21 protein-coding genes are annotated in these 24,159 nt (G+C 72.4%); 3 read left to right on the top strand and 18 right to left on the bottom strand.

What is annotated here, in order from left to right:
- Nucleotides 1–2: 2 nt before the first annotated feature.
- From BH708_RS19325 to BH708_RS19265, 13 genes are all read right to left on the bottom strand, one after another.
- On the bottom strand, nucleotides 3–1,094 hold the full coding sequence (locus tag BH708_RS19325; RefSeq protein WP_076810563.1) for a glycosyltransferase: 1,092 nt from the start codon (nucleotides 1,092–1,094) through the stop codon (nucleotides 3–5).
- The gene (gene ftsW / locus BH708_RS19320; RefSeq protein WP_076810562.1) at nucleotides 1,091–2,548 is read right to left on the bottom strand and encodes a putative lipid II flippase FtsW; all 1,458 of its coding nucleotides are present in this window, start codon (nucleotides 2,546–2,548) and stop codon (nucleotides 1,091–1,093) included. The genes BH708_RS19325 and ftsW overlap by 4 nt, the downstream gene beginning before the upstream one ends.
- Complete coding sequence (gene murD, locus BH708_RS19315; RefSeq protein WP_076810561.1) at nucleotides 2,545–4,038, bottom strand: UDP-N-acetylmuramoyl-L-alanine--D-glutamate ligase; 1,494 nt, start codon at nucleotides 4,036–4,038, stop codon at nucleotides 2,545–2,547. The genes ftsW and murD overlap by 4 nt, the downstream gene beginning before the upstream one ends.
- Nucleotides 4,035–5,135, bottom strand: coding sequence for a phospho-N-acetylmuramoyl-pentapeptide-transferase (mraY, locus tag BH708_RS19310; protein WP_076810560.1), 1,101 nt, complete (start codon nucleotides 5,133–5,135; stop codon nucleotides 4,035–4,037). Before mraY ends, murD begins: the two co-directional genes overlap by 4 nt.
- The gene (gene murF / locus BH708_RS19305; RefSeq protein ID WP_076810559.1) at nucleotides 5,132–6,604 is read right to left on the bottom strand and encodes a UDP-N-acetylmuramoyl-tripeptide--D-alanyl-D-alanine ligase; all 1,473 of its coding nucleotides are present in this window, start codon (nucleotides 6,602–6,604) and stop codon (nucleotides 5,132–5,134) included. The genes mraY and murF overlap by 4 nt, the downstream gene beginning before the upstream one ends.
- 2 nt (nucleotides 6,605–6,606) lie before the next feature.
- Entirely contained in the window at nucleotides 6,607–8,178 is a 1,572-nt protein-coding gene (locus tag BH708_RS19300; RefSeq protein ID WP_076810558.1) for a UDP-N-acetylmuramoyl-L-alanyl-D-glutamate--2,6-diaminopimelate ligase, read from the bottom strand.
- A 7-nt stretch (nucleotides 8,179–8,185) separates the two neighbouring features.
- Complete coding sequence (locus tag BH708_RS19295; protein WP_083713822.1) at nucleotides 8,186–9,994, bottom strand: penicillin-binding protein 2; 1,809 nt, start codon at nucleotides 9,992–9,994, stop codon at nucleotides 8,186–8,188.
- Nucleotides 9,995–9,996: 2 nt separating this feature from the next.
- A complete protein-coding gene (locus BH708_RS19290; protein ID WP_076810557.1) occupies nucleotides 9,997–10,515 on the bottom strand; it encodes a septum formation initiator family protein in 519 nt (172 codons plus the stop codon).
- A gap of 1 nt (nucleotide 10,516) precedes the next feature.
- Nucleotides 10,517–11,512: a 16S rRNA (cytosine(1402)-N(4))-methyltransferase RsmH gene (gene rsmH / locus BH708_RS19285; protein WP_076810556.1), complete on the bottom strand. Its 996-nt coding sequence runs from the start codon at nucleotides 11,510–11,512 to the stop codon at nucleotides 10,517–10,519.
- Between the two features lie 192 nt (nucleotides 11,513–11,704).
- Nucleotides 11,705–12,136 carry a division/cell wall cluster transcriptional repressor MraZ gene (gene mraZ, locus BH708_RS19280; RefSeq protein WP_076810555.1) on the bottom strand — a complete coding sequence of 144 codons (432 nt, stop codon included), beginning with the start codon at nucleotides 12,134–12,136 and terminating at the stop codon, nucleotides 11,705–11,707.
- Between the two features lie 614 nt (nucleotides 12,137–12,750).
- On the bottom strand, nucleotides 12,751–13,161 hold the full coding sequence (locus BH708_RS19275) for a DUF3040 domain-containing protein (RefSeq protein ID WP_076810554.1): 411 nt from the start codon (nucleotides 13,159–13,161) through the stop codon (nucleotides 12,751–12,753).
- Between the two features lie 153 nt (nucleotides 13,162–13,314).
- Nucleotides 13,315–14,565 carry a DNA polymerase IV gene (dinB, locus tag BH708_RS19270; protein ID WP_076810553.1) on the bottom strand — a complete coding sequence of 417 codons (1,251 nt, stop codon included), beginning with the start codon at nucleotides 14,563–14,565 and terminating at the stop codon, nucleotides 13,315–13,317.
- A gap of 64 nt (nucleotides 14,566–14,629) precedes the next feature.
- Nucleotides 14,630–15,109 carry an SAV_6107 family HEPN domain-containing protein gene (locus BH708_RS19265; RefSeq protein WP_076810552.1) on the bottom strand — a complete coding sequence of 160 codons (480 nt, stop codon included), beginning with the start codon at nucleotides 15,107–15,109 and terminating at the stop codon, nucleotides 14,630–14,632.
- 223 nt (nucleotides 15,110–15,332) lie between these two features.
- Between BH708_RS19265 and BH708_RS19260 the strand changes: the two genes are divergently transcribed.
- Nucleotides 15,333–16,184 (top strand): spermidine synthase, encoded by an 852-nt coding sequence (locus tag BH708_RS19260; protein WP_076810551.1) that lies wholly within the window; start codon nucleotides 15,333–15,335, stop codon nucleotides 16,182–16,184.
- Nucleotides 16,185–16,283: 99 nt separating this feature from the next.
- Here BH708_RS19260 and BH708_RS19255 read toward each other — a convergent pair whose 3' ends face one another.
- Both BH708_RS19255 and BH708_RS19250 read right to left on the bottom strand, forming a co-directional pair.
- A complete protein-coding gene (locus tag BH708_RS19255) occupies nucleotides 16,284–16,487 on the bottom strand; it encodes a cold-shock protein (protein ID WP_010551414.1) in 204 nt (67 codons plus the stop codon).
- A gap of 270 nt (nucleotides 16,488–16,757) precedes the next feature.
- On the bottom strand, nucleotides 16,758–17,735 hold the full coding sequence (locus BH708_RS19250; protein WP_076810550.1) for a PAC2 family protein: 978 nt from the start codon (nucleotides 17,733–17,735) through the stop codon (nucleotides 16,758–16,760).
- Nucleotides 17,736–17,883: 148 nt separating this feature from the next.
- Between BH708_RS19250 and BH708_RS19245 the strand changes: the two genes are divergently transcribed.
- Nucleotides 17,884–20,130 carry an ATP-binding domain-containing protein gene (locus tag BH708_RS19245; RefSeq protein WP_076810549.1) on the top strand — a complete coding sequence of 749 codons (2,247 nt, stop codon included), beginning with the start codon at nucleotides 17,884–17,886 and terminating at the stop codon, nucleotides 20,128–20,130.
- A 165-nt stretch (nucleotides 20,131–20,295) separates the two neighbouring features.
- Here the strand turns inward: BH708_RS19245 and nrdR are convergent, their stop codons facing one another.
- Together nrdR and BH708_RS19235 are read right to left on the bottom strand one after the other, a co-directional pair.
- Nucleotides 20,296–20,757: a transcriptional regulator NrdR gene (gene nrdR / locus BH708_RS19240; protein WP_076810548.1), complete on the bottom strand. Its 462-nt coding sequence runs from the start codon at nucleotides 20,755–20,757 to the stop codon at nucleotides 20,296–20,298.
- A 28-nt stretch (nucleotides 20,758–20,785) separates the two neighbouring features.
- On the bottom strand, nucleotides 20,786–21,181 hold the full coding sequence (locus tag BH708_RS19235; protein ID WP_076810547.1) for a peptidoglycan-binding protein LysM: 396 nt from the start codon (nucleotides 21,179–21,181) through the stop codon (nucleotides 20,786–20,788).
- 169 nt (nucleotides 21,182–21,350) lie between these two features.
- On the opposite strand from BH708_RS19235, the gene lexA reads away from it, so the two are divergent.
- Nucleotides 21,351–22,046, top strand: a complete 696-nt coding sequence (gene lexA, locus BH708_RS19230; RefSeq protein ID WP_076810546.1) for a transcriptional repressor LexA — start codon at nucleotides 21,351–21,353, stop codon at nucleotides 22,044–22,046.
- A gap of 48 nt (nucleotides 22,047–22,094) precedes the next feature.
- On the opposite strand, the gene BH708_RS19225 is transcribed toward lexA, so the two are convergent.
- Nucleotides 22,095–24,125, bottom strand: a complete 2,031-nt coding sequence (locus BH708_RS19225) for an ATP-dependent DNA helicase (protein ID WP_076810545.1) — start codon at nucleotides 24,123–24,125, stop codon at nucleotides 22,095–22,097.
- Nucleotides 24,126–24,159: the final 34 nt, after the last annotated feature.

The raw sequence follows: 24,159 nt of genomic DNA, 5'->3' as shown, positions 1-24,159 counted from the left end.
GATCAGGCTCGGCGTGCGACGCCGGTCACGACGTCCGCCATCACCTCGGCGGCGTCCGTGATGCCGAAGGCGCGGGCGGCCTCGGCCATCGCGAGCCGGCGTGGTTCGTCCTGCAGCAACGGGAGCACCTTGCCACGCAGGTGGGCGGCGTCGAGCTCGGCGTCGGGCACCATCAGGGCGCCGCCGGCGGCCACGACCTCCTGGCCGTTCAGCGCCTGCTCGCCGTTGCCGATCGGCAGCGGGACCAGCACCGCGGGCAGGCCCACGGCGGTCAGCTCGCTGACGGTGCCGGCGCCGGAGCGGGTCAGGGCGAGATCGGCGGCGGCGTAGGCGTCCTCCATCGCGCCGACGTACTCCACCACCCGATAGCCGGGGTGCTCCCGGACCCCGTCGGCCTTGCCGCGGCCGGTGACGTGGAGGATCTGGGCTCCTCCGGCGGTGAAGGCCTCGGCGGCCGCGGAGACCGCGGCGTTGAGCCGCTGGGCGCCGAGGGAGCCGCCGGTGGCCAGCAGCACGGGTCGGGCGGGGTCGAGCCCGAAGCGCGCCACGGCCTCCTCGCGGTGACTCGCGCGATCGAGATGGGCGATGCCCTCGCGCATCGGCATGCCGATGCGGCGCGCCCGGGGCAGGGGGGTGCCTTCGAAGGCCGTGAGCACGGCGGCGGCGCGGCGGGCACCCAGCCGGTTGGCCAGGCCGGGACGGCGGTTGGCCTCGTGGACCACGACGGGCAGTCGCGCCGAGGCGGCGGCGAGGTAGGCGGGCGGGCACACGTAGCCGCCGAAGCCGGCCACCACGTCGATGCCGCGCCCGCGCAGCAGGGAGCGGACGTGGCGGAGGGTGCCGCCGAAGCGCCCGGGGAAGCGCAGCGCGGCGGCGTCGGGGCGGCGCGGGAAGGGGACCTTCTCGATCGTGGTCAGCTCGTAGCCGGCGGCCGGGACGAGGTCCGTCTCCAGGCCGTCCGGGGTGCCCAGGACGAGCACCTCGGCCTCGGGGCTGCGGCGGGTGATCTGGGCGGCGGTGGCGAGCAGCGGGGAGACGTGTCCGGCGCTGCCGCCCCCGGCGAGCAGGATGCGGGGCGGGGGCTGGGTGGTCATCGGGTCCTTCGGGACGAGGAGGACGAGGCGGACGAGGAGGACGACGCCGAGGATCGACCCGTCCGACGGGTCGAGCGCTTCGACCCCCTCGCGCGCTTCGGGCGGTTCGATCCGGGGGCGCGCTTCGTGCCCTTGGCGCGGCTCGCGCGGCGGGGACGCGAGGAGGACGCGGCGTCCCGGGGGGCGGGCAGCACGCTGATGGAGCGGCGCACCGATCCCAGGCGGGCGCTGATCGCCTCCGGGGCACCGGGCTCACGGCGGGCGAAGGAGATCAGCACTCCCAGCGCCGTCATGGAGGCGAGCAGGGCGGAGCCCCCGGAGGAGATGAACGGCAGCGGCACACCGATCACGGGCAGGAGGCCGGTGACCACCATCATGTTCACGAAGGCCTGACCGAGCAGCCAGGCGCTGATGCCGGCGATGGTGATCTGCAGGAAGTGGTCGTCGATGCGGGTGATCATGCGGAACATGAGCAGCGCCAGCACCGTGAACAGGGCGAGCACCCCGAGGGTGCCGATCAGCCCGAGCTCCTCGCCGATGATGGCGAAGATGTAGTCGTCCTCGGCGGCGGGCAGGCGCCCCCACTTCTGGCGGGACTCCCCGAGGCCGACGCCCCACCAGCCGCCCTCGGCCAGGCCCATCAGCCCCTGGTCGGACTGGTAGCAGGAATCGCCCTCGCAGACCCCGTGGAGCCAGTTGCCGATGCGGGCCATGCGGTTCGCGCTGGTGACGGTCATCGCGACGATCCCGAGGGCCCCCGCCACGCCGGCCGCCATGAACCAGCGCCGCGGGACGCCGGACACCCAGACGGCGCTCGCGACGAGCATCGCCATGATCATCATGGTGCCGAGGTCATGGCCGGCCATCACCAGGCCGAGTGCGAGGACCACCCCCGGGAGCAGCGGGAAGAGCAGGTGGCCGGGCTTGTGCAGCAGCGGACGTTTGGTGGACAGCAGCGCTCCCAGCCACACGGCGAGGGCGAGCTTGAGGAACTCGGAGGGCTGCAGGGTCTGCCCGCCGATGCTGACCCAGTTGCGGTTGCCGTCCACGGCCACGCCCAGTCCGGGGACGAACACCAGGCACTGCAGCGCGAGGCCGATCCCGAACAACGGCCAGGCCGCCTTGCGGTAGAAGCCCGGGGGCAGGCAGGCGGCGACGACCAGCAGCACGAGCCCCATGGCGGCGAAGGTGCCCTGGCGCAGCAGTCCCGCATAGCCGGAGTTGCCCTTGGCGATGTTCAGCACCGCGGTCGAGGACAGCACCATCACGAGCCCGACGCTGATCAACAGGGCTCCGATGACGATCAGGCCGTAGAAGTCCAGGGCCGGGGACCTCAGCCAGGACCCGACCCCCTCGCGCATGCGGGAGCTGATGTTGCCCAGCGGCTGGTCCTCGTCGGGGCGGACGACACCGGTGGACCGTCGGCCATCCCGCCGGGTCTCCTCGATCGTCATGAGCTCGCTCCTGGCCCTCGGGTCACGGCCGCCGCGAACAGATCCCCCCGTTCCGCATAGTCACGGAACTGATCGATGGAGGCTGCGGCCGGTGCCAGCAGCACCACGTCCCCGGCCGAGGCGAGGGATCGTGCGGCCCGCACCGCGTCCTCCATGAGTCGGGAGCGCCCGGCGACGTCGTCAGTGTCACCCGGATCGACCCGGCGGACGGGGACCTCGGGGGCGTGTCGCGTCAGGGCAGCGGTGAACGGCCGCTCGTCGGCCCCCAGCAGGACCACCCCGACCAGCCGGTCGCGGACCTGGCCGACGAGCTCGTCGAGGTCCGCGCCCTTGGTGTCGCCGCCGGCGATCCACACGATCCGCTCGGCCGCGCGCAGCGAGGCGGAGGCGGCCGCGGGGTTGGTGGCCTTGGTGTCATCGACGTAGCTGATGCCCTCGATCGTGGCCAGCAGCTGGGCGCGGTGGCTGCCCATCCGGTAGGCCCGCAGCCCGTCGCGGATCGCGATCGCCTGGATGCCGTGGGCGCGGGCCAGGGCCGCGGCGGCGAGGGCGTCGAGCACGACGTGGGGGCCGGCGCCCTGCGGGCCCAGGTGCGCGAGGTCCTCGAGGGTCGCGAGCTCCGCCGCGGACGTGCGCCGCTGGGTGAGGAACGCCCGGTCGACGAGCATGCCGTCGACGACCCCGAGCTCGGAGAGCCCCGGGGATCCCAGCGTGAGGCCGACGGCGCGGGCGCCCTCGCGGACGTCGGCGTCCTCGACCAGCTCCCGGGTGATCACGTCGGCCGTGTTGTAGACGCAGGCGGTGCTCACACCCTCGAAGATCCGGCCCTTGGCGCGGGCGTACTCCGCGGCACCGCCGTGCCAGTCCAGATGGTCGGGGCTGACGTTCAGCACGGCTGCCGCCTCGCAGTCCAGGTGCTCGGTCCAGTGCAGCTGGAAGCTGGAGAGCTCGATGGCGAGCACGTCGAAGCCCTCGGGGTCCAGGGCCGCCTCGATCACGGGAAGGCCCACGTTGCCGCAGGCGACGGCGCGCAGTCCCGCCTGCTGGAGGATCGATTCGAGCATGGTGACCGTGGTGGTCTTGCCGTTGGTGCCGGTGACGGCCAGCCAGTCGGGGCCGTCGGCGCTCTGCATGCGCCGGGCCAGCTCGACCTCGCTCCAGATCGGGATCCCCGCTGCGGCCGCGGCGGCCAGCAAGGGCTGGTCGGGGCGCCAGCCGGGCGAGGTGACCACGAGGTCGACGGCGCGGTCGCTCGGCAGGACGAGGGCGTGCTCGCCGCCCAGACGGACCTCGACGCCGAGGACCTCGAGGACCTCGGCACGCTCGCGGATCTCAGGGGTCTCGGCGCCGTCGACGACGAGCACGTCGGCGCCGCGCTGCATGGTCTGGTCGGCCACCGCGTAGCCGGAGACGCCGAACCCGGCGACCAGGATCGACACCCCGGAGACGTCGAGTCCGGGCCAGGGACGATCCGCGACGGGCGCGCTCATGAGGTGAGCCTCGGCAGGGCGTCGAGGTAGAAGATGCCCAGGCCGACGCCGGCGAGGATGCCGGCGACGATCCAGAAGCGCACCACGATGGTGACCTCGTTCCAGCCCTTGAGCTCGAAGTGGTGCTGCAGCGGTGCCATCCGGAACACGCGCTTGCCGGTCATCTTGAAGCTGCCGACCTGGATGATCACCGACAGCGAGATGAGGACGAACAGGCCGCCGATGATGGCGCCGAGGACCTCGGTGCGCGAGACGATGGTCAGTCCGGCGATCGCGCCGCCGAGCGCGAGGGAGCCGGTGTCGCCCATGAAGATCTTCGCGGGCGAGGTGTTCCACCACAGGAAGCCGACGCAGGCCCCGATGATCGCGGCGCACAGGACGGCGACGTCCAGCGGATCGCGGGAGGCGTAGCAGTGCACCACTCCCCCGGCGTCGAGGTCGACGTTGCACACCTGGCGCCACTGCCAGAAGGAGATGACGAGATAGGCGGCGGTGAAGATGATGGTCGCCCCGCTGGCCAGACCGTCGAGCCCGTCGGTGAGGTTCACGCCGTTGGACCACGCGGCGACCAGGAAGTTCGCCCAGATGGCGAAGAGGATGAAACCGACCACGGTCCCGGCGAAGGCGAGGTCGAGCCACTCGATGTCGCGGACGAAGGAGATCTGCGTGGAGGCCGGGGTGTTCCCGGTGCCGTCGGGGAACAGCAGGGCGAGCACGGCGAAGGCCGTGGCGACCAGGAACTGGCCGAGCAGCTTCGCGCGGGGGCGGAGCCCCAGGCTGCGCTGCTGGGCGATCTTGAGGTAGTCGTCGAGGAAGCCGACGACGCCGAGACCCACCATGAGGAACAGCACCAGCAGCACCGAGACGCTCGGCCAGGTCTGGGTGAGCAGGTGGGAGAGGCCGTAGGCGAGCAAGGTGGCCAGGATGATGGCGACACCGCCCATGGTGGGCGTGCCGCGCTTGGTGGCGTGGGAGGTGGGGCCGTCGTCGCGGACGAACTGGCCGTAGCTCTTCTTGACCAGCAGCTTGATGAACAGCGGGGTGCCGAGGATGGACAGGGCGAGAGAGGCGGCTCCCGCGATGATGATCGCGATCATGCGTCGTCCCCTCCGTCCGCCCGTCCCTCGGGCGTCTCACATCGTCCCAGATGGTCGATGAGAGGGCGGGCGATCTGCCGGAGGCCGGCGTCCCGGGAGGACTTCAGGAGCACCACGTCGCCGGGCGCCAGGGTCTCCTTCAGCACGGTGATCGCGTCGTCCGCGGTGTCGAGGTACTCGGACTCCCCGCCGAAGCTGCCCTCGAGGCTGGCGCCGTGGTGGATAGGGGCCGCGCCGTCGCCGATCACGTACAGCTGGCCGATGTTCAGCCGCACCGCGAGACGGCCGATCTCGTCGTGCAGAGCGATGGTGTCCGGACCCATCTCCAGCATCTCGCCGAGCACGGCGATGGTGCGGCGACCGCGTCCGAGGTGGGCGAGGGTCTTCAGCGCCTGGCGCATCGAATCGGGATTGGCGTTGTAGGCGTCGTTGATCACCAGCACCCCGCCGGCGCGCAGGGCCTCCATCCGCTGGCCGGAGGCGAGCTTGGCCCCGTCGAGCGCGGCCGCGGCCGCGCCGGGGTCGACGCCGGCGCTCAGCGCGGCGGCCAGGGCGGCCAGGACGTTCGCGGCCTGGTGCTCGCCCATCAGATCGGGCCGGACGGCGAAGCGGCCGGCCGTGATCGGCGTCCCGCCCAGGGTCCGCAGGCCCTCGGGGACGACGAGGGTGAAGGCGACGCGGGCGTCGTCGTCCAGCGTGAGCTCCTGTCCGCGCACCTCACCGGTGGTGAAGCCCCATGTGAGGACGGGGGCGCTGCTGCGCTCGGCCATGGCGGCGACCAGGCGGTCCTCGGCGTTCAGGACGGCGCGGCCCGCAGGGGTCAGCGCCTCGACCAGCTCGCCCTTGGCGCGCGCGATTCCCTCGACACTGCCGAACTCCCCGAGGTGGGCGCTGCCGACGTTGAGGACCAGGGAGATGTCGGGGCGGGCGATGGCGGTCAGCTGGGCGACGTGGCCGATGCCGCGCGCGCCCATCTCGAGGACCAGGAAGCGGGTGCTCGCGGTGAGGCGCAGCACCGTCAGCGGCAGACCGAGCTCGTTGTTGAAGCTGCCGGCCGGGGCGATCGTCTCGCCGGCCGTGCGCAGGATCGTGCCGAGCAGGTCCTTGGTGCCGGTCTTGCCGGCGCTGCCGGTGATCGCGAGGACCACCAGCTCGGGGTTCTCGCCCCGGGCGCGCTCCAGCTGGGCGTGGGCGAGATCCCACAGGGCCGTGCGGACGTCCTGGACCAGCACCGCCGGGGCGGCGGTCTCCCGGGAGACCAGGGCCAGCGCGGCCCCGGCCTGCTGCGCGGCGGCGGCGTACCCGTGCCCGTCGACGTGCTCCCCGGGGAAGGCGGCGAAGAGGTCTCCGCCGACGACCTCGCGGGAGTCGATCCGGGCCGTCCCGGTGACGAGCTCGTCCCCGGTGGCTCCGGCCACCAGGCGACCGCCGGTGATGTCGGCGATCTCCCGTGCCGTGATCTGCAGCATGGTCAGCGTTCTCCGTCCGTGTCGTCGTCGCCCGTGCCGCCAGGGCCGGCCAACGCGGTGCGCAGGCGGAGACGGTCATCGAACGGATGGACGATACCGCCGATCTGCTGCCCCGTCTCGGCGCCCTTGCCGGCGACCAGGATGGTGTCGGACACGTCGGCCAGGTCGGCGGCCAGCTCGATCGCGGGCCCGCGTCCGTCGACCTCGTGGACCTGCGCATTCGCCGTGGCGGGAATGCCCGCGCGGACGGCTCGGCGGATCTCCGCGGGGTCCTCCGTGCGGGGGTTGTCGTCCGTGATGATGACCACGTCGGCCAGGCGAGCGGCGGCCTCTCCCATGGCGGGCCGCTTGCCCCGGTCGCGGTCGCCGCCGGCGCCCATGACGACGATCAGCCGGCGGGTGCCGGGCACGGCGCGCAGGGTGGTCAGGGCCTGCTCGAGAGCAGCGGCGGTGTGGGAGTAGTCGACCACGCCGCGGATCGGGGCGCGGACGACCAGCTCCATGCGGCCGGGGACCGTCCCGGCCTCACCGAGGGCACGGGCGACCTCGGGGCCGTGCCGGCCGATACCGGCCAGCAGCAGCTCGGCGGCGAGGGTGTTGGCGACGTAGTGGCGTCCGGGCAGCGCGGCGTGCAGCGTCCGCGTCCCCTCCGGGCCCTCGACGGTGAAGGTGCTGCCGTAGCCCTCGGGGACGATCTCGCGGACCCTGTGGTCGGCCACGGCGTCGGGCGCCGTGGCGTAGGTGGTGACGGGGACCCGCGCCTCGCGGGCCAGGCGCCGGCCCCACTCGTCGTCGACGCAGACGATGCCGCGGCGCGAGTGCTCCGGGGTGAACAGGCGTCGCTTGGCCTCGTAGTAGGCCTCCATGGTGCCGTGGAAGTCGAGATGGTCCTGGGTGAGGTTGGTGAAGCAGGCGACGTCGAAGACGACTTCGTCGGCCCGGTGCAGGACCAGCGCGTGGCTGGAGACCTCCATGGAGGCCACCTGGACCCGGTCCTCGAGCATGCGAGCGAGGATGCCGTGCAGCTCGGGGGACTCCGGGGTGGTGCGGACGGTCGCGATGGCGTGATCACTGCCGGCCTCGTCGCGGTAGGTGGTGCCGCTGGTGCCGATCATGCCGGCGGCGACGCCGAGGGCGTCCAGGGAGCGGGTGACGACCGTGGTCACGGAGGTCTTCCCGTTGGTGCCGGTCACTCCGAGGGTGGCCAGGCGCTCGGCGGGTCGGCCCTGGACCAGGGCCGCGGCCCGGGCGGTGGCCTCGCGCGGGTCGGCGACGACGAGGGTGGGCAGACCGGCGTCGCGGCAGCGCCCGGCCCCGGTGGGATCGGTGAGCGCCAGCACCGCTCCGCGAGCGCTCGCCTGGGCCGCGAAGTCGGCGCCGTGGGCGTTGGCCCCCGGCAGCGCGCACCAGAGCTCCCCGGGGGCGACGCTGCGGGAGTCCAGCGTGACCCCGGTGACGGTCAGGTCGGTCGAGGGGGCCTCGGCCCCGAGGGCGGCGGCGAGGGCTGCCGCGGTCGCGCCGAGGGGGCGGCGCGGCCGGGGCGGCTCGGGGGCGGGATCGCGCTGCGCGGTCATGAGGCGCTCACCACTCGTTCTCGAGTTCACGACCGGGGACCCCGGTCGGCGGGATGCCCTGGTTCTGCAGGGTGAAGGTCATCAGCTCGGAGAACGCCGGGGAGGCGGCGCGGCTGCCGGAGATGAACGAGTTCAGGCCGAAGACGAACACGCCGATGACGATGTCGGGGTCGTCCGCCGGGGCGTAGCCGATGAAGGACGCGGTGTAGGTGCCGTCGGCGACCTGCGCGGTGCCGGTCTTGCCGGCCGTGGCGTAGCCGCTCACGGCGGCGCGGTCCTTCTCCTCGTCGACGTCGTTGTCCATCATCGTGCGCATGGTCGCGGCGGTCTCGGAGGAGATCACCCGGGTGCTCTCGGGCTGGCCCACCGGCCGCACGGTGCCGTCGTCCTGCCGGACCCCGGAGACGAGGGAGGGCTGGACGCGCACCCCGTCGTTGGCGAACGTGCCGACGGCGGAGACCATCTGCAGGGCGTTGACGTTGTAGCCCTGCCCGAAGGCGGTGGTGTACCGGGTGCGGCCGTTCCAGTCCTCCGGCGGGTGCACGGTGCCGGCGGACTCGCCGGGCAGCTGCACGCCGGTCGGCTCGCCGAGCCCGAAGGCCCGCAGGTAGTCGTAGCGGACCTGCGGGGACATCTCCTCGGCGATCTGCACGGTGCCGACGTTCGAGCTGTGCTTGAGCACGCCCGCGAGGGTGAGCTGCTGGTCCGGATGGTAGTGGGAGTCCTTGATGCGCTCCCCCTCGAAGTACTGCTCGTAAGGGACCTCGTACTCGGAGTCCGGGGTCGCCGTGCCCTCCTCGAGGGCGGCGGCGAGCGTGAACAGCTTGCCCGTCGAGCCGGGTTCGAAGACGTTCGAGATCGACCGATTGCCGAGGTACTCGTCCTCCTGGGGGGCGTTGGGGTCGTAGGAGGGGTACTCGGCCAGGGCCAGGACCTCACCACTGTGCGAGTTCAGCACGACGGCGCTGCCGCCCTCGGCGCCCCACTTGTCCACGGCCCCGGCGACGATCTGCTGCGCCTTCCACTGCAGGTCGCGGTCGATGGTCAGCAGCAGATCGCTGCCGTCGACCGCAGGGGTGGTGTGCTGCTCGCCGGTCGGGATGATCTGGCCGCCGGCGCCACGCTCATAGGTCCGCTCGCCGTCGGTGCCGCTGAGCGTGTCGTCGTAGGAGTACTCGACGCCGGCCAGGGGCGTTCCGTCGGCGCCGACGAAGCCGAGGACGTTGCCGCCCACCGAGCCGGAGGGGTAGATGCGGTCGGCGACCCGGTCCGCGCCGATGCCCGGGATCTTCAGGGCGAGGGCCGCATCGCGCACCTTGGGCTCGACGTTCTTGGAGAGGTAGACGAAACCGCGGTCGCCGGTCAGCGCCTTCTCGGTGTCGCTGATCGACCAGCCGAGCACGGGGGCGAGCTCCTGGGCGGCGGCCTCGATGCCGGTGGGGCCCTCGTCGGCGCCCTGGCGGTACTGGTCGACCTGCAGCTGGTTCACCCAGAGGTCGTACCGTTCCACGGAGCTGGCCATGGTGGTGCCGTCGCGGTCCAGGATGTCTCCGCGCAGGGCGGGGATCGAGCGGGTGACGGTGCGCTGCTCGATGGCCTCCTGGGCGCGGGCGCTGGCATCGAGGCCCTGGACCCAGACCAGTCGTCCGGAGATCATCAGCACGGCGACGAGGATCATGCAGATCAGCAGGCGGTGGCGGACGCGCGGCGCCCCGATCCGGGACGTCGCCGCCCGGGTGCCGCTGCCGTCGCGCGTGCTGCCGCCGCGTGGGCGGCGCGTGCCCCCGGCGGACCGGGTCGTGCGGGACCGCGCCATGGTCAGGCTCCCTCGTTGCCCATGCCGTGGTAGGTGGTGGGCTCGTCGTAGATCTCAGCCGGCGGAACGGCCTTCTCGGCCGGGACGTCCGCCAGCTCCGGGTTGACCTCAGTCTGCTGTGCCGGAGAGGTCTCGCCGAGGATCTCGCCCGTGTCGAGGTCGATATAGGCCGGATCGGTGACCGGGACCATGCCGAGCTCCCGCGCCTGGCGCTCGAGCGACTGCGGGGTGCCCAGGCGCTCGTTGGTCTCCGAGAGCGCCTGCTTCTCCTCGGTCAGCCGCTGCGACTGGCTCTGGAGCCGGGTGATCTCGTAGCTGGTGTCGGACATCTGGATGTTCAGGTACAGCAGCGCGGCCAGCGTCGAGACCACGATCAGGGTGCACAGGAGGGTGAACGGCATCGTGCCGCCGGTGGTCCGCGGCGCCGCGACGACGGTCAGGCGCGGGCGAGGGGCGGCAGAGGATCGCGGTCCGCGAGCGGGGCGGACCGCCGGGGCGTGAACGGCTGACGTGCTGGCCATATCAGTGACCTCTCCGGGCGGATCGGGTACGGGTGAGGGCCCGCAGCCGCACGGAGGCGGCGCGGGAGTTGGTGTCCCGTTCGGCGTCGTCGGCCTTCAGGGCTCCCCGCACGAGCGGGGTGAACGTCGGGAGGTGCTCGTCGAGCTCGACCGGCAGTCCGGGCGGGGCCGAGGAGTGGGTCCGCCGCGCGAAGGCGGTCTTGACCAGGCGATCCTCACCCGAGTGGTAGGACTCCACGACGATGCGTCCGCCGACGTGCAGGCAGTCGAGGGCCGATTCGAGCGCAGAGGCGAGGATCTCGAGCTCCTGGTTCACGGCGATCCGCAGCGCCTGGAAGGTCCGCTTGGCGGGATGGCCGCCGCCGGCCTTGGAGGCGCCGGGGATCGCCCGGTCCAGCAGGGCGACCAGCTCGCCGCTGCGCTCCAGCGGCGCGGTCTCGCGCTGCTGAACGATGCGGCGCGCGATGCGGCGGGCGAAGCGCTCGTCACCGAGGTCGTGGAGGATCCGGGAGATCTCCGCCTCAGGCAGCTCCCGCAGGAGGTCCGCGGCCGTGGGGCCGTCGGAGGCGGTGTCCATGCGCATGTCCAGCGGGGCGTCGGCCGCGTAGGAGAAGCCGCGATCCGTGGTGTCGATCTGGAAGCTGGACAGGCCCAGATCCATCATCACGGCGTGGGCGCCGGACAGGTCGAGCTCCGTCAGCACGTCGGGGATCTCGTCGTAGGTGGCATGGACGAGGGTGGCGCGGTCGCCCACGCCCTCGCCGTCCAGCCGCCGCCGGGCCAGCTCGAGCGCCTGGGGGTCACGGTCGATGCCCACCAGCTGCGCCTGCGGGGCGGCGCGGAGCACGGCGGCGGCGTGCCCGCCCATTCCCAGGGTGGCGTCGACGTAGATCGCGCCCGGCTCCTGGAGCGCGGGCACGAGCAGCTCGACCGACGTGGCGAGCAGGACCGGGAGGTGTCGGTCCCGGGCCGGCGGGCCGTCCGTCGTCTCGTCCATGTCCCCCCCTGTCCTGGGTCGTTCGTGTGCTGCGGGCGAGGACCGGGTCCCCCTGCTCCTCTCGGCTCCGCCGTCCGGTCGCGCGGTGCCGTCCTGTCAGATTCCCCGTCGTTCCCGACCCGCCACCGGGGAAGTTGCATCGGGGCGGGAACGACGAGAGGTCTCACGGGACGGATGTCCGTCCGGCCGAGCTCAGAACAAGCCGGGGACCACCTCCTCGGAGGTCTCGGCGAAGCCTTCCTCCTTCTGCTCGAGATAGGTCTCCCAGGCCGGGAGCGACCAGATCTCGAGTCGATCGAGCGCGCCGATGACGGCGCATTCCCGGTCCAGGTCCGCGTACCCGCGAAGGTGGCCCGGGATGGTGATGCGGCCCTGCTTGTCCGGGATGACGTCCTCCGCTCCGGACAGCAGCACACGCAGGTAGTCGCGGGTGCGCCGGTCGGTGGTGGGCGCCCGACGGGCCTCCTCGAGCTTCTGGCGGAACTCGGCGAGCGGGTACACGGCGATGCAGTGCTCCTGCCCACGAGTCATGACCAGTCCCGAGGCGAGCTCGTCGCGGAACTTGGCCGGGAAGATCAGGCGACCCTTGTCGTCGAGCTTGGGCGTGAAGGTGCCGAGGAACATCCAGGCCCTCCTTCACTCGCCGAGACTCGCGATCCGACACCCATCTCCTCCCAACGCGCTCCACTTTACCCCACTAATCCCCACGTCGTGCTATCAGAACGGCGAAAAGACCCCTCATGGCGAGCATCACTACAGGTCAACAGGGTGGTGGGAAGTGGGGGGAATATGGCGCACGGCGCGTCGCCGGCGGAGCTCGGTCGGCGCGATGTGCCGCGCTTCCCCACCCCTCCCCCCACGGCACCCCAGGAATCTCGCAGGTCACAGCCACTCACGGCCTCTCGGAGGCCGAACGAGGGCGATGGTGGAGGGCCGGGGAGGGCTGCGGTGGAGCGAAGTGGGGGTCCCCGGGGACGATGCACCGGGGCGACCCGCGCAGCAGACCCGACGGCGCCGGATCACCGCACGGACCGCGCGGTCGGCCAGAGGCCCGTGCTGCCGGGGCCGACCGCGGATCGCCCGTGTCCGAGGGGCGGGTCACCCCCGGTTCCGGTCAGGGATCGCGAGCAGGCGGCGGGAAGGTCACCCAGGTCCGGGCACGACGAAGCCCCGGCTCGTGGGAGCCGGGGCTTCAGGGGTCGTGGTGCGGCGCGCGGGGGCGCGTCGGGGAGCTCGTCTCAGAGGCGGGGGTCGTCCCCGGAGCGCTTCTCCCATCGCGCCTCGAGCTTGCTCATGAAGTTTCCGCCGTCCGAGCCGCGCGGGGTGCTGGGGCCGCTGCCCCCGCCACCGCCGCCGTCGGAATCGGTGGGGCCCTCCTGGGAGGACGAGCTCGGGGTGGTCACCGCGAAGACGGCGCCGGCGAGCATCCCCATGAAGGCGATGACGCCCAGCCAGATCGCGGGCAACGAGACGGCCAGGACCAGCACGGCGAGGCCGACGACGACGCCGCCGAGCCCGATCGCGATCCGTCGCCCGCTGCGACGACGGTTCCTGGCCGGCGCGAACGCCTTCGCGAGATGTGGGTCGTCAGCGAAGAGCTGACGCTCCATCTCGTCGAGCATCTTCTGCTCATGGTCAGACAGCGGCATGATTCCCGCTCCTTGTCCCCGGTCCTCTCGCGCTGGTGGGCGCACCGACCGCCGATCGTGGTCCGGAGCCTCCATCGGCGTTTCCCCCAGTTTAGAGCCAGTTCCTGAGTTATGGGAACTCCGGCCGCGACGCATCACACGGACAGGCGGCTTTCAGGGCCGATCCTGGTCGGGAGAGGCCGGGGAGCCGACCCGCGGCGCCTCCTCCGGGGCCCTCTGAAGGGTGGACCCGCGGCTGAGGCTGGTGGTCCCGAACCGGTCCACGGCGCGGTCCATCGCCGCCTCGAGATCCCTCCATTGTCCCGACCGGGCGGTCAGCTCGTGCTGGTACGGGGTCGAGGCCTCGGGCTCGAGATGGGTGGCGCGCACCCCGGCCAGGCGGATGCGGTGCAGCCGGTGGCTCTCCCGCTCCCACAGCGCCACCACGTGCTCGCGCAACCGCTCCCCGCTGGCCGTCGGCTGGTCCAGGGTCGCCGAGCGGGTGATGGTGGTCCCGTCCGGGCTGCGCAGCTTGAGCACGACGGTGCGCGCGACGAGTTCCCCGCGGCGCAGCTGCCGGGCGACGTCGTCCGCCATCACCGTGATGCGGCGGCGCACCTGATCGGCGTCCGTGAGGTCCTCGTCCCAGGTGCGTTCGGTCCCCACGGACTTGTCCCGCACGCGACGGCCCAGGCCCGTGCGGTCGCTGCCCGCGGCGAGGCGAGCGATCTCCGGCGCGCGGGGACCGAGAGCGCGGGCCAGGGCGGACGGAGGGATCTCACGGATCTGGCCGATGGTGCGGACCCCGATCCGCTCGAGGGAGGCGACGGCCTTGGGGCCGATCCCGGAGACCACGGAGACCGGCAGCGGGGCCAGGAAGTCGGCCGTTCCCGCCGCCGGCACGATCAGCTGGCCATCGGGCTTCGCCCGGGCCGAGGCGATCTTGGCGACCGCGCGGGAGACCGAGCCGCCCACGGAGCTGGGCAGGTCCAGCTCCTCGCGGATCGTCCGGCGCAACAGGGCGGCGATCTGCTGGGGCTCGCCGAACAGTCGGCGTGCCCCGCGCACGTCGAGGAACGCCTCGTCGATGCTGATCTGCTCCACCTCGGCGACCACGGACCCGAGGATCTCCATCACCCGGGCGGAGGCCTCGCGATAGCGGGCGATCCGGGGAGGGACGATGACCAGGTCCGGGGCGAGGCGTCGTGCCGTGGCCATCGGCATCGCCGAGCGGATCCCGCGGGTGCGGGCAGGGTAGCTGGCGGCGGCGACCACGCCGCGGGTACCGGCTCCTCCCACCACGACCGGCAGGCCCTGCAGTCCCGGGTCGTCGCGCACTTCGACGGAGGCGAAGAAGGCATCCATGTCCAGGTGAAGGATCCCGGGGATCTCCGATGACGACTCCGCGCCCGTCCGTGCGTGCATCGGCACCTCCTTCGTGCAGGCACTGTACCCGGCGCCGGGCGGGGCGTCGCAGCGGCGGAACGGGTCATCCGGCCAGGGAGGCGACGTGGTCCGGAAGGTCGGCGAGCAGTCGGCGGGAGACCTCGTCGAGGTGCTCCGCCGTGCCCTGCAGGTGCTCGCCGAGCAGCTGCGGATCGGGGCGTGCTGACGGGTCGCGGTCCAGGCGCGCCCGCTCCGCCACCAGCGGTGGCAGGGCGCTCGCCCGCTCGGCCTCCGCGCCGCCGAGCTTCTCCAGCGCGGTCCAGACGTTCAGCGGGAGCCGGCGCCGCCGGTCGCGGTTGGCCCGGGCGACCAGGATGCCCGCTCCGCGCAGCGCGGCCCGGTGCACGAGCTCGAAGGCCTCGCGCGGATCGTCGGCGGCATCGTTCGCCTGACGCAGCAGGTCGCGGGCCCGGTCGAGGTCCGCCTGGTCCTGGTCGAGGTGCGCGAGCCGCAGGCGGAGGCTGCGGCCGTCGGCCGGGAGCTCCCGGGCCCGCCCTCGGCGGCGGGACGTGGTGGTGGCCATCGCTGCTCCTCCTTCCCTGGGTCCCGTCGCCCGCACGAGCTCGGAACCGCCTCGACTGCTGATGTCCATCACGCTAGGGGCGGGGTCCGACAGACGGCCGGGGCGAGGCCCCGATGGGGACGACCAGGTGGTGGGGAGGGCGGTCGCGGCCCGCTCCCCCGCCGACGCGTCTCGGGCCGCAGGGCGCCTTCGCCGGGAGCAGGACGTCTTCTAGAGTGGGGCGATGCCCCGTCGCGAGCGTGTGCGCCACGCCCCCTTCGAGCACCTCGGTCCGCTCGGTGCCGCCCTCCCGATCTCCACGGGGACCGCCCGCCTCACCCTCGAGAACGACGGGTCCGTCCTGCTCGAGGTCAACGGAGTGCCCTCCTCGCAGCTGCACCCCGACCCCGAGCACCTCGTCTTCGAGTACATGCGGTGGATGCTGATCGCCATCGACGCGCATCTCGGACCCGTCGAGCCCGGCCCGTCGGCGGGAGGACGCTCCCGTCCCCAGCTCGCCCATCTCGGCGGGGGCGGCTGCTCGCTGCCCCGGGCGATCGCCGCGGGCCGACCCCGCTCCCGGCAGATCGTGGTCGAGCTCGACGAGCTGCTCGTCGACCAGGTGCGCGTCTGGTTCGACCTGCCGCGCTCGCCCCAGCTGCGACTGCGGATCGACGACGCCCTCGGCGCTCTGACCTCCTGGCGGGAGGACCGCTTCGACGTCCTGGTGCGCGACGTGTTCGCGGGGGCGACGACGCCGCCACCGCTGATCTCCCGCGAGGCCGCCGAGCACGCCGCCCGGGTCCTGAAGCCCGGCGGGCTCTACCTCGCCAACTGCGCCGCTCCTGCGGGGACGGGGCTGATGGCCGACGAGGTCGCCACCCTCAGCACCGTCTTCGCCCACGTCGGAGTGATCGCCGAGCCGGCGCACCTGTCCGGCAAGCGTCGGGGCAACTGCGTACTCCTGGCCTCCGACGGGCCGCTGCCGGAGGGCATCGACCGTGGCCTGCGCTCGGACGCGGTCTCGGTGCGGCTCGCGCAGCCCTCCCAGGTCCAGGCCCTGGCACGGGCGGGCAGAGTGCTGACCGAGCACTGAGCTCCGCGGCCGCCGCCGCTCGCCCGCCGCCCGCACGGCGACGGGCCGGGCAGGAGCATTTGCTCCTGCCCGGCCCGTGAGATCTCGGGTAACCCGGAATCAGAGGGGGCGGACCTGCTCGGCCTGCGGACCCTTGTCTCCCTGGCTGACCTCGAACTCCACACGCTGACCCTCGTCGAGGGCGCGGTAGCCGTCCATGTCGATCTTGCTGTGATGCACGAAGACGTCAGCGCCGCCTCCGTCGATCTCGATGAATCCGTAGCCCTTTTCAGCGTTGAACCACTTGACCGAGCCCTGTGCCATACCTGTCACCTTCTGTGTCGTCCATCAACGATCGCAGTACGCGATCGCGGCGCCGCGTGAAGCCGTCCCCCGCCGAGGCGGGTGGCGTCAGGTGCAAGCCGTACTGCTGTGCCGAGGCACCTTCGACGGACTGTCCTGCTGGACCTGCATCACCGCAACGCCGTCATTCTCTCACGACAGTGTCCTCGTTCACACACCGATCGGCGATCAGCGGTCACGAAGCAGTAACAACTCGTCGCGCGACGCGCCGCCGAGGCGGTCCCCCGGGGCCTATGGCGAGCGGGGATCGTCCGGGCCGTCGCCCTCGTGGTCGGCCAGGAATCGCTCGAAGTGCTCGCCGATCTCGTCGGCCGTCGGCAGGTCCATGGTGGTCGCGAGCGCCGAGGCGTCCCCGCCCTCGCTCAGGGAGTCGTACTGCTCCTCCAGGGCGGTGACGATCTGACGCACCTCGCTGTTCTGCGCGAGGGTCCCCTGCAGGGCGACGGTCGCCGCATCGGTGAGGTCACCGAGGTGGACCAGCGGCAGGTCGAGCCCGGCCGCGTCGCTGACCCGGCGCAGCAGGGCGAGGGCGCCGGCCGGGAAGTCGGTCCGTGTGAGGTAGTGCGGGATCTGCGCCGCATAGCCCATCGCCGGATGGTCCGCGCGGCCCAGCTCATGCTCCACCATGGCCCCGAAGGCGGCCGGCACCACGACCTCGGAGGCCTCCTCTCCGTCCTCCGACGGACCGGTGCCCGGAGCCGGCGTGGGGCGGGTGCCGGGGCGCCCCAGCAGGGAGGGGTCGTTGGCATGGGCGATCAGCCCGATCGGGCGGGTGTGCGGAACCGCCATGGGCACGGCCTGCATGCCCACCACGCGCTCGACGTCGAAGAACTCGACCAGGTCGATGAGCGCTTCGGACAGACGCCGCCACTGCAGATCCGGCTCCGGGCCGTCCAGGAACAGGAACGGGCGGTCGGCCTCGTCGTACATGAGCGACAGGGTGAGCTCGGGGATGTCGACGCTCGCATAGGACGTGCCGTCGAACACCGCCTGCGGGCGGGATCCGCGGTAGTCCAGCAGCTCGTCCATGTCGAAGGTGACCAGGCGCAGGTGCCGCAGCTCGTCCCGGAGATAGGTGGAGGCGATCCGGCAGGCGTTGCCGGCGTCGACCAGGCCTGGCAGGGCGTGGACCAGCGTCAGCCCCGTGCGCGGGACCGCGGCCAGCACCTCGGCGTCCTCGAACCGGTACAGGTCACGTGGGTCACGCATCGGTGTCTCCTCCCTCGTGGCCGGCCAGATGTCGGGGTCCGGATGACACGCGCACCCAGGCCTGTCCACCATAATGGACCACCGTGCTTCGCCGACCCCGGGTGTTTCCTGGGCGGCGGCAGGATCAACCGTCGAAGGGGGCAGGTCCGTGGACGATGCGGAAGAGCAGATCGCCCGGGAGATCGCGCGCGAGCAGGCCTACGCCGACCGACTCTATGCTCGGCTCGACGAGCTCATCGCGCAGGTCGAGGGGAACCTGGAGGGCATCCAGGCCTCCCAGCACGCCTCCACCCACCAGAACCGGTCCGAGAGGGACTCGTTCATGGCGCTGTACGAGGACCGTCTGGCCCTGCTGCGCTCCGTGGCCCGCAGCGTCGTCTTCGGCCGACTGGACACCGATGAGGCCGCCCGGCACTACATCGGCCGCATCGGTCTGTTCACCGCCGATCGCGAGCAGCTCCTGGTGGACTGGCGGGCTCCCGCCGCCGCCGCCTTCTACCAGGCCACCAGCACCGACCGCCAGGACGTGCGCCTGCGCCGCCACCTGATCAGTCGGGGACGCACGGTGATCGGGCTCGAGGACGACGTCCTGGACCAGTCGGTGCTCGAGGGCGACCAGCACGACGTCGTCCTGCAGGGTGAGGGTGCCCTGCTCGCAGCGGTCTCCGGGCAGCGCACCGGGCGCATGGGCGACATCGTCGCGACGATCCAGGCCGAGCAGGATCGCATCATCCGCTCGTCGAACCGCGGGGTGCTCGTGGTCCAGGGCGGCCCCGGCACGGGCAAGACGGCCGTCGCGCTGCACCGGGCGGCCTACCTGCTCTACACCCATCGCCGGCGGCTCGAGCACACGGGCGTGCTGATCATGGCTCCCACCTCGGGCTTCCTGCGGTACATCGAACGCGTGCTGCCGAGCCTCGGCGAGTCCGGGGTGGTCATGCTCACTCCGGGAGAGCTCTTCCCCGGCATCGAGACCTTCCTGCACGACGTCGACGACGTCGCCCGTGTCAAAGGCGATGCGTCGATGGCCGACCTCCTCGCCCGTGCGGTCAAGCAGCGTCAGCTCATCCCGGCGGAAGACATCGAGCTGCGGATCGACGGCACCCCGGTCACGCTGACCCGCGACGCGCTCCGCGGGGCCCGACGGGAAGCCCGCGCCACGCACAAGCCGCACAACGCCGCGCGCACCGTGTTCGTCCGGGCGGCGATGGACCGCCTGGTCGAGGCGTACGAGAAGGCGCTGGTCGCACAGGGTCGCACCGTGGTGCCGGAGGACCGCCCCGATCTGCTGTCCGACCTCCGCCACGACAGCGAGGTCAAGCGTCGGCTGAACCTGGCCTGGCTGCCCTACACCCCGCAGGGCTTCCTGCGGATCCTGCTGTCACGTCCGGACCGTCTGCGCGCCGCGGCACCGCCGGCCCTCACCCGGCAGCTCGAGCTGCTGGTCCGCGCGAAGGACTCCGCCTGGACCGTGGAGGACGTCCCGCTCCTGGACGAGGTGGCCGAGCTGCTGGGCGAGGACGCCGCTCCGGCCGAGGCCCGGGCACGGGAGGCGGCCGACCGTCGGGAGGCCGACGTCGACTACGCACGCCGGGTGATCGAGAACATCGACACCTCGGGCATCGTGCGTGCCGAGGACCTCGCCGACCAGGTCAGCCAGGTCCGTGACGGCCGCACCCTCGCCGAGCGCGCCTCGGCCGAGCGCAGCTGGACCTACGGACACGTCGTGGTCGACGAGGCCCAGGAGCACTCCCCCATGAGCTGGCGGGCCCTGATGCGGCGCGCCCCCACCAAATCCTTCACCGTGGTCGGGGACGTCGCCCAGACCTCCTCGGCCGGGGGCACCTCGTCCTGGACCGATGCGCTGGGTCCCTACATCCAGGATCGCCTGCAGGTCGAGCACCTGACCGTCAACTACCGCACCCCGAGCCGCATCATGGACCGGGCCGTGGCCATGGCCAAGGCCCATCAGCTGCCGGTCACCGAGGTGAGCTCGGTGCGCGAGGGTGATCGGGACCCGTTGATCGAGCGCGACGAGGAGACCGGGCTCGTCGACCGCACGGCCGCATCAGTGGCCGCCGCGCACGCCGCCGGCACGGGCCGTCTGGCCGTGATCACGGTGACCGAGCGCGTGGACGCCGTGCTCGCGCGGCTGCGCGATCATCCGGACCTGCCCCGGGCGGGTGCGGGCTCCGCCGGCGTGGACGACGAGATCGCCGTGATGACCGCGCAGGACGCGAAAGGGCTGGAGTTCGACGGGGTGATCATCCTGGAGCCGGCCGAGCTGATCGACGCCCACGGCGCCGGCGATCTGTACGTCGCGATGACCCGGGCGACGCGGCACCTCGGCGTGGTCCACGCGCGGGATCTGCCGGAGGGGATCGGCCCGGCCTGAGACGGGGATCGGCGGCCGCGGCTTCCCCTCCGCGACCGCCGATCGGTCGTGCACTGCGAGAGTGCACGAGGGACATCTTATGCACAGCCGGCGGATGCTTCGAACCGATCGGGGCAGAATTCCCGAAACCCGCACGCTATGCCGGGATCGTCCCGGCGGCCGTCCTCAGGCCGGTGCGGAGGCCGCCTCGGCGCGAAGCCGGGCGATCTCGCTCTCGAAGTCCTCGAGCGAGTCGAAGTCCTGGTAGACGCTCGCGAACCGGAGGTAGGCGACCAGATCGAGCTCCTGCAGCGGCTGCAGGATCGACAGACCGACCTGGTGCGCATCGATCTCCGCCTGGCCGCTGGAGCGGATGGTCTCCTCGACCCGCTGGGCGAGCATCGCCAGCTGGTCGTCGCTGACCGGGCGACCCTGGCAGGCCTTGCGCACCCCGGAGATCACCTTCGCCCGGCTGAACGGCTCGCTGACCCCGGAGCGCTTGAGCACGGACAGCGAGGCCGTCTCGGAGGTCGAGAAGCGCCGCGAGCAGTTCGGGCACTGACGACGGCGTCGGATGGTCGCGCCATCATCGGACGTGCGCGAATCCACGACCCGGGAGTCAGGATGGCGGCAGAACGGACAGTGCATCCGGTCAGGATAGCGGCACGCCGGAGGCTCAGGGGGTGAGGGACCCCGCGGCCGGCAGCTCGATCTGCTGACCGGCGGTGACGCGACCGGTGGGCAACTGGTTCAGGGTGCGCACCTCGGCGATGTACTCCCTCTCGCTCATCTGCGCCGGTGCGTACTGCTCGGCGTAGCCCCACAGGGTGTCGCCGGCCTCGACGGTGATGGTCGTCGGCGGTTCCGGCTCGGGGCCCGCCAGGGCGGTGGACACGTCGAACACCAGCAGCAGGGCGCCGGCGACGAGGAGCCCGAGCAGGAAGGCGATCAGCGTCAGCAGAGCGCGGCCCCGCCGCGTGGGCTCGAGTCGAACGTCCGCTCGAGATTCTTGGACGTCGTGCTGGTCGTGATGCTGCGGGAAGGGAAGGACCGTCGCGGTCTGCGTAGCCATGTCCGAACTCCTGTTCGATCGAATCTCTGTGCGACTGTAGCCGGGAGGCGGCGCGACACGCAAGAGGAATCTCGAACACCTGTTTGGCATCCGATGCGCGCCGCCCTAGGCTGGGTGACAGGACAACGGAACCGCGAGGGTCCGACAGACGAAGCCAGGAGGCCGCACGATGACGCCGAGCACCCCCCAGCCGATCCGGTCCCGCGGCGACGCCCCGGCGGATCCCGCCACGGCCGGGCTCACCCGTCGCCAGCGCCTCGTCCTGGAGACCATCAACGACGCCGTCGCCGCTCGCGGGTACCCACCCACGATGCGCGAGATCGGCGACGCCGTCGGGCTGACCTCGTCCTCCTCGGTGTCCCATCAGCTCCAGGCGCTCGAGCGCAAGGGCTTCCTGCGCCGGGATCCGAAGCGTCCGCGGGCGATGGAGGTCGTGATGCCCGAGGACGACGGCGCCCCCGCAGCCGTGCCGCTCCCGGACATCACCCCCGAGTCGGTCACGGTGCCGCTGGTCGGCCGGATCGCGGCTGGCGTGCCGATCACCGCCGAGGAGCAGGTCGAGGACGTCTTCAGCCTCCCCTCGCGCCTGGTCGGCGACGGGAACCTCTTCCTGCTGCAGGTCGTCGGCGACTCCATGATCGACGCCGCCATCTGCGACGGCGACTGGGTGGTGGTGCGCAGTCAGCGCTCGGCCGAGAAGGGCGAGATCGTCGCCGCCATGATCGACGGGGAAGCCACCGTGAAGACCTTCGTCCAGCGCGACGACCACGTCTGGCTCATGCCCCACAACCCCGCCTTCGCCCCGATCCTGGGCGACCACGCCGAGATCCTCGGCAAGGTCGTCGCGGTGCTGCGCGCCGTCTGAGCGCCCTCCGACCCGCGGACGCCGACCCTCAGGTCCGCGGCGGCGGGGTCAGGAATCGGCGAGACGGCGCAGAGCGCCGAGCGCGACCTCGGGATCGGCCGTCGGCCACAGCGGCGGCATCGCCTCGCGCAGGAAGCCCCCGTAGCGCGCGGTGGCCAGGCGCGGATCCAGCACGGCCACCATGCCCCGGTCCTCCCGCGAGCGGATCAGGCGCCCCGCCCCCTGGGCCAGCAGCAGCGCGGCATGCTGGGCGGAGACCGCCATGAAGCCGTTGCCGCCGTGGCGGGCGATCCGTTCCTGGCGGGCGGAGGTCAGCGGGTCGTCGGGCCGCGGGAACGGGATCCGGTCGATGGTGACCAGACGCAGCGACCGCCCCGAGACGTCCACCCCCTGCCACAGCGTGAGGGTGCCGAACAGGGACGCGTCCTCGTCCTCGCGGAAGTTTCGCACCAGGTTCGCCATCGAGTCCTCCCCCTGCACCTCGATCGTGAGGTCGAGGCGGGCACGGACGTGTTCGGCCGCCAGCTCCGCGCCGCGGCGCGAGGAGAACAGGCACAGCGCTCCCCCGCGGGAGGCCTCCACGAGATCGGTCAGGTGATCGAGCATTGCCTGTGAGGGCCCCTCCCGCCCGGGCTGCGGCAGGTGCCGGGCGGTGTAGAGGATCCCCTGGCTCCGATAGGCGAAGGGGCTGCCCACGTCCAGGCCCGCCCAGGCCCCGCTGTCCTCCCCGGGCGGCAACTCGTCCACCTCGGTGCGGCCGGCCCGGCCCAGGCCCACATCCCCGGCAGCGGGGTCGAAGCGGCCGCCGAGGGCGAGGGTCGCCGAGGTGAGCACGGCGGTGCGGTCCTCCAGGATCGCCCCGCGCATCGCCGCGGCGACGCTGAGCGGGGCCACCTGGATGCTCGAGCGCCCGGTGGCCTGGGAGTGGGAGACGGAGACCACGTCGTCCTCCCCCGGCGCACCGAGCCGCTCGCAGACGTCGATGATCTCCTGCAGGTTCGCCCGGACCGTCTTGCGGGTCCCGGCCGTGGCCGCGGAACCGTCGTCGCCGGCGTCCTTCGCGTCGGAGTGGGCGGTGCGGGCCTGGATGCGCAGCTGCTGGACGGCATCGGCCAGGCGGTCGGGCAGGTCGCCGAGCACCCGGCCGTCCGGTGCGAGCTCGAGGGACTCGCGCAGCTCCTCGGCGGCGTCGTCGAGAGCGGTCGCCCCGACCCCCAGCCCGCGCAGCTCGCGCACCGCGCCCCGCAGCATGCCGGGGCTGAGGACCTCGGTCACGGCTCCCGTGACGCGGCCGGTGAGGTCGTGGGCCTCGTCGAAGACGACGACGTCGTGGTCGGGGATGATGCCGTGATGGTCGAAGGAGTCGATCGCCAGCAGGGCATGGTTGGTCACCACGATGTCGACCTCGCGGGCGAGCTCCCGACTGCGCTCGGCGAAGCAGGACTCGATCATCGGACAGGTGCCGCCCAGGCATTGGGAGCCGGTGACGGAGACCTGCCTCCAGGCGCGGTCGGAGACCGGGTCCTCGAGCGAGTCGCGGTCGCCGCTGTCGGTCTCCTCAGACCACTCCCGCAGGCGACGCACCTGATCGCCCAGGCGTTCGCCGCCCCCGCGGCCGGGGTCCGCCGAGGCCTCGGCGAACAGCGCGCCGGGATCGATGTCCACGGGATAGCCGCCGTCGATCTTGTGGCGGCACAGGTAGTTCGCCCGGCCCTTCAGCAGCGCGAAGGTCGGGGTGCGCGGCAGATGCGGAGAGAGCGCCTCGACCAGGTACGGCAGATCCTTGCGCACGATCTGCGTCTGCAGCGCGATGGTCGCGGTGGAGATCACCACGGGCCGACGGCTGACCAGCGCATGGCGCAGCGCCGGCACCAGATAGGCGAGCGACTTTCCGGTGCCGGTGCCCGCCTGGACCAGCAGATGGCGCCCGCCGGTCATGGCCGTCTCCACGGCCTCCGCCATGGCCTGCTGTCCGGGGCGCTGGGTGCCGCCGATGGCCGTGACCGCCGCGTCCATGAGGGTCGACAGTTGGATCTCGGCGGCCGCCGGAGCGGCCTCGTGAGCGGTGGCGGTGGTCATCGGATCAGGATATCCGTGCCACCGTTCCCGCCCC

The organism is Brachybacterium sp. P6-10-X1 (genome assembly GCF_001969445.1).
Lineage (GTDB): Bacteria > Actinomycetota > Actinomycetes > Actinomycetales > Dermabacteraceae > Brachybacterium.
The sequence above is the reverse complement of the archived record's forward strand: the minus strand, read 5'-3'. Positions and strand labels throughout refer to the sequence as shown.

Bases quoted from the DNA above. Each gene is read 5' to 3' on its own strand.
- BH708_RS19325 (WP_076810563.1), bottom strand. From the start codon at position 1,094: ATGACCACCCAGCCCCCGCCCCGCATCCTGCTCGCCGGGGGCGGCAGC.
- ftsW (WP_076810562.1), bottom strand. From the start codon at position 2,548: ATGACGATCGAGGAGACCCGGCGGGATGGCCGACGGTCCACCGGTGTC.
- murD (WP_076810561.1), bottom strand. From the start codon at position 4,038: ATGAGCGCGCCCGTCGCGGATCGTCCCTGGCCCGGACTCGACGTCTCC.
- mraY (WP_076810560.1), bottom strand. From the start codon at position 5,135: ATGATCGCGATCATCATCGCGGGAGCCGCCTCTCTCGCCCTGTCCATC.
- murF (WP_076810559.1), bottom strand. From the start codon at position 6,604: ATGCTGCAGATCACGGCACGGGAGATCGCCGACATCACCGGCGGTCGC.
- BH708_RS19300 (WP_076810558.1), bottom strand. From the start codon at position 8,178: ATGACCGCGCAGCGCGATCCCGCCCCCGAGCCGCCCCGGCCGCGCCGC.
- BH708_RS19295 (WP_083713822.1), bottom strand. From the start codon at position 9,994: ATGGCGCGGTCCCGCACGACCCGGTCCGCCGGGGGCACGCGCCGCCCA.
- BH708_RS19290 (WP_076810557.1), bottom strand. From the start codon at position 10,515: ATGGCCAGCACGTCAGCCGTTCACGCCCCGGCGGTCCGCCCCGCTCGC.
- rsmH (WP_076810556.1), bottom strand. From the start codon at position 11,512: ATGGACGAGACGACGGACGGCCCGCCGGCCCGGGACCGACACCTCCCG.
- mraZ (WP_076810555.1), bottom strand. From the start codon at position 12,136: ATGTTCCTCGGCACCTTCACGCCCAAGCTCGACGACAAGGGTCGCCTG.
- BH708_RS19275 (WP_076810554.1), bottom strand. From the start codon at position 13,161: ATGCCGCTGTCTGACCATGAGCAGAAGATGCTCGACGAGATGGAGCGT.
- dinB (WP_076810553.1), bottom strand. From the start codon at position 14,565: ATGCACGCACGGACGGGCGCGGAGTCGTCATCGGAGATCCCCGGGATC.
- BH708_RS19265 (WP_076810552.1), bottom strand. From the start codon at position 15,109: ATGGCCACCACCACGTCCCGCCGCCGAGGGCGGGCCCGGGAGCTCCCG.
- BH708_RS19260 (WP_076810551.1), top strand. From the start codon at position 15,333: ATGCCCCGTCGCGAGCGTGTGCGCCACGCCCCCTTCGAGCACCTCGGT.
- BH708_RS19255 (WP_010551414.1), bottom strand. From the start codon at position 16,487: ATGGCACAGGGCTCGGTCAAGTGGTTCAACGCTGAAAAGGGCTACGGA.
- BH708_RS19250 (WP_076810550.1), bottom strand. From the start codon at position 17,735: ATGCGTGACCCACGTGACCTGTACCGGTTCGAGGACGCCGAGGTGCTG.
- nrdR (WP_076810548.1), bottom strand. From the start codon at position 20,757: ATGCACTGTCCGTTCTGCCGCCATCCTGACTCCCGGGTCGTGGATTCG.
- BH708_RS19235 (WP_076810547.1), bottom strand. From the start codon at position 21,181: ATGGCTACGCAGACCGCGACGGTCCTTCCCTTCCCGCAGCATCACGAC.
- lexA (WP_076810546.1), top strand. From the start codon at position 21,351: ATGACGCCGAGCACCCCCCAGCCGATCCGGTCCCGCGGCGACGCCCCG.
- BH708_RS19225 (WP_076810545.1), bottom strand. From the start codon at position 24,125: ATGACCACCGCCACCGCTCACGAGGCCGCTCCGGCGGCCGCCGAGATC.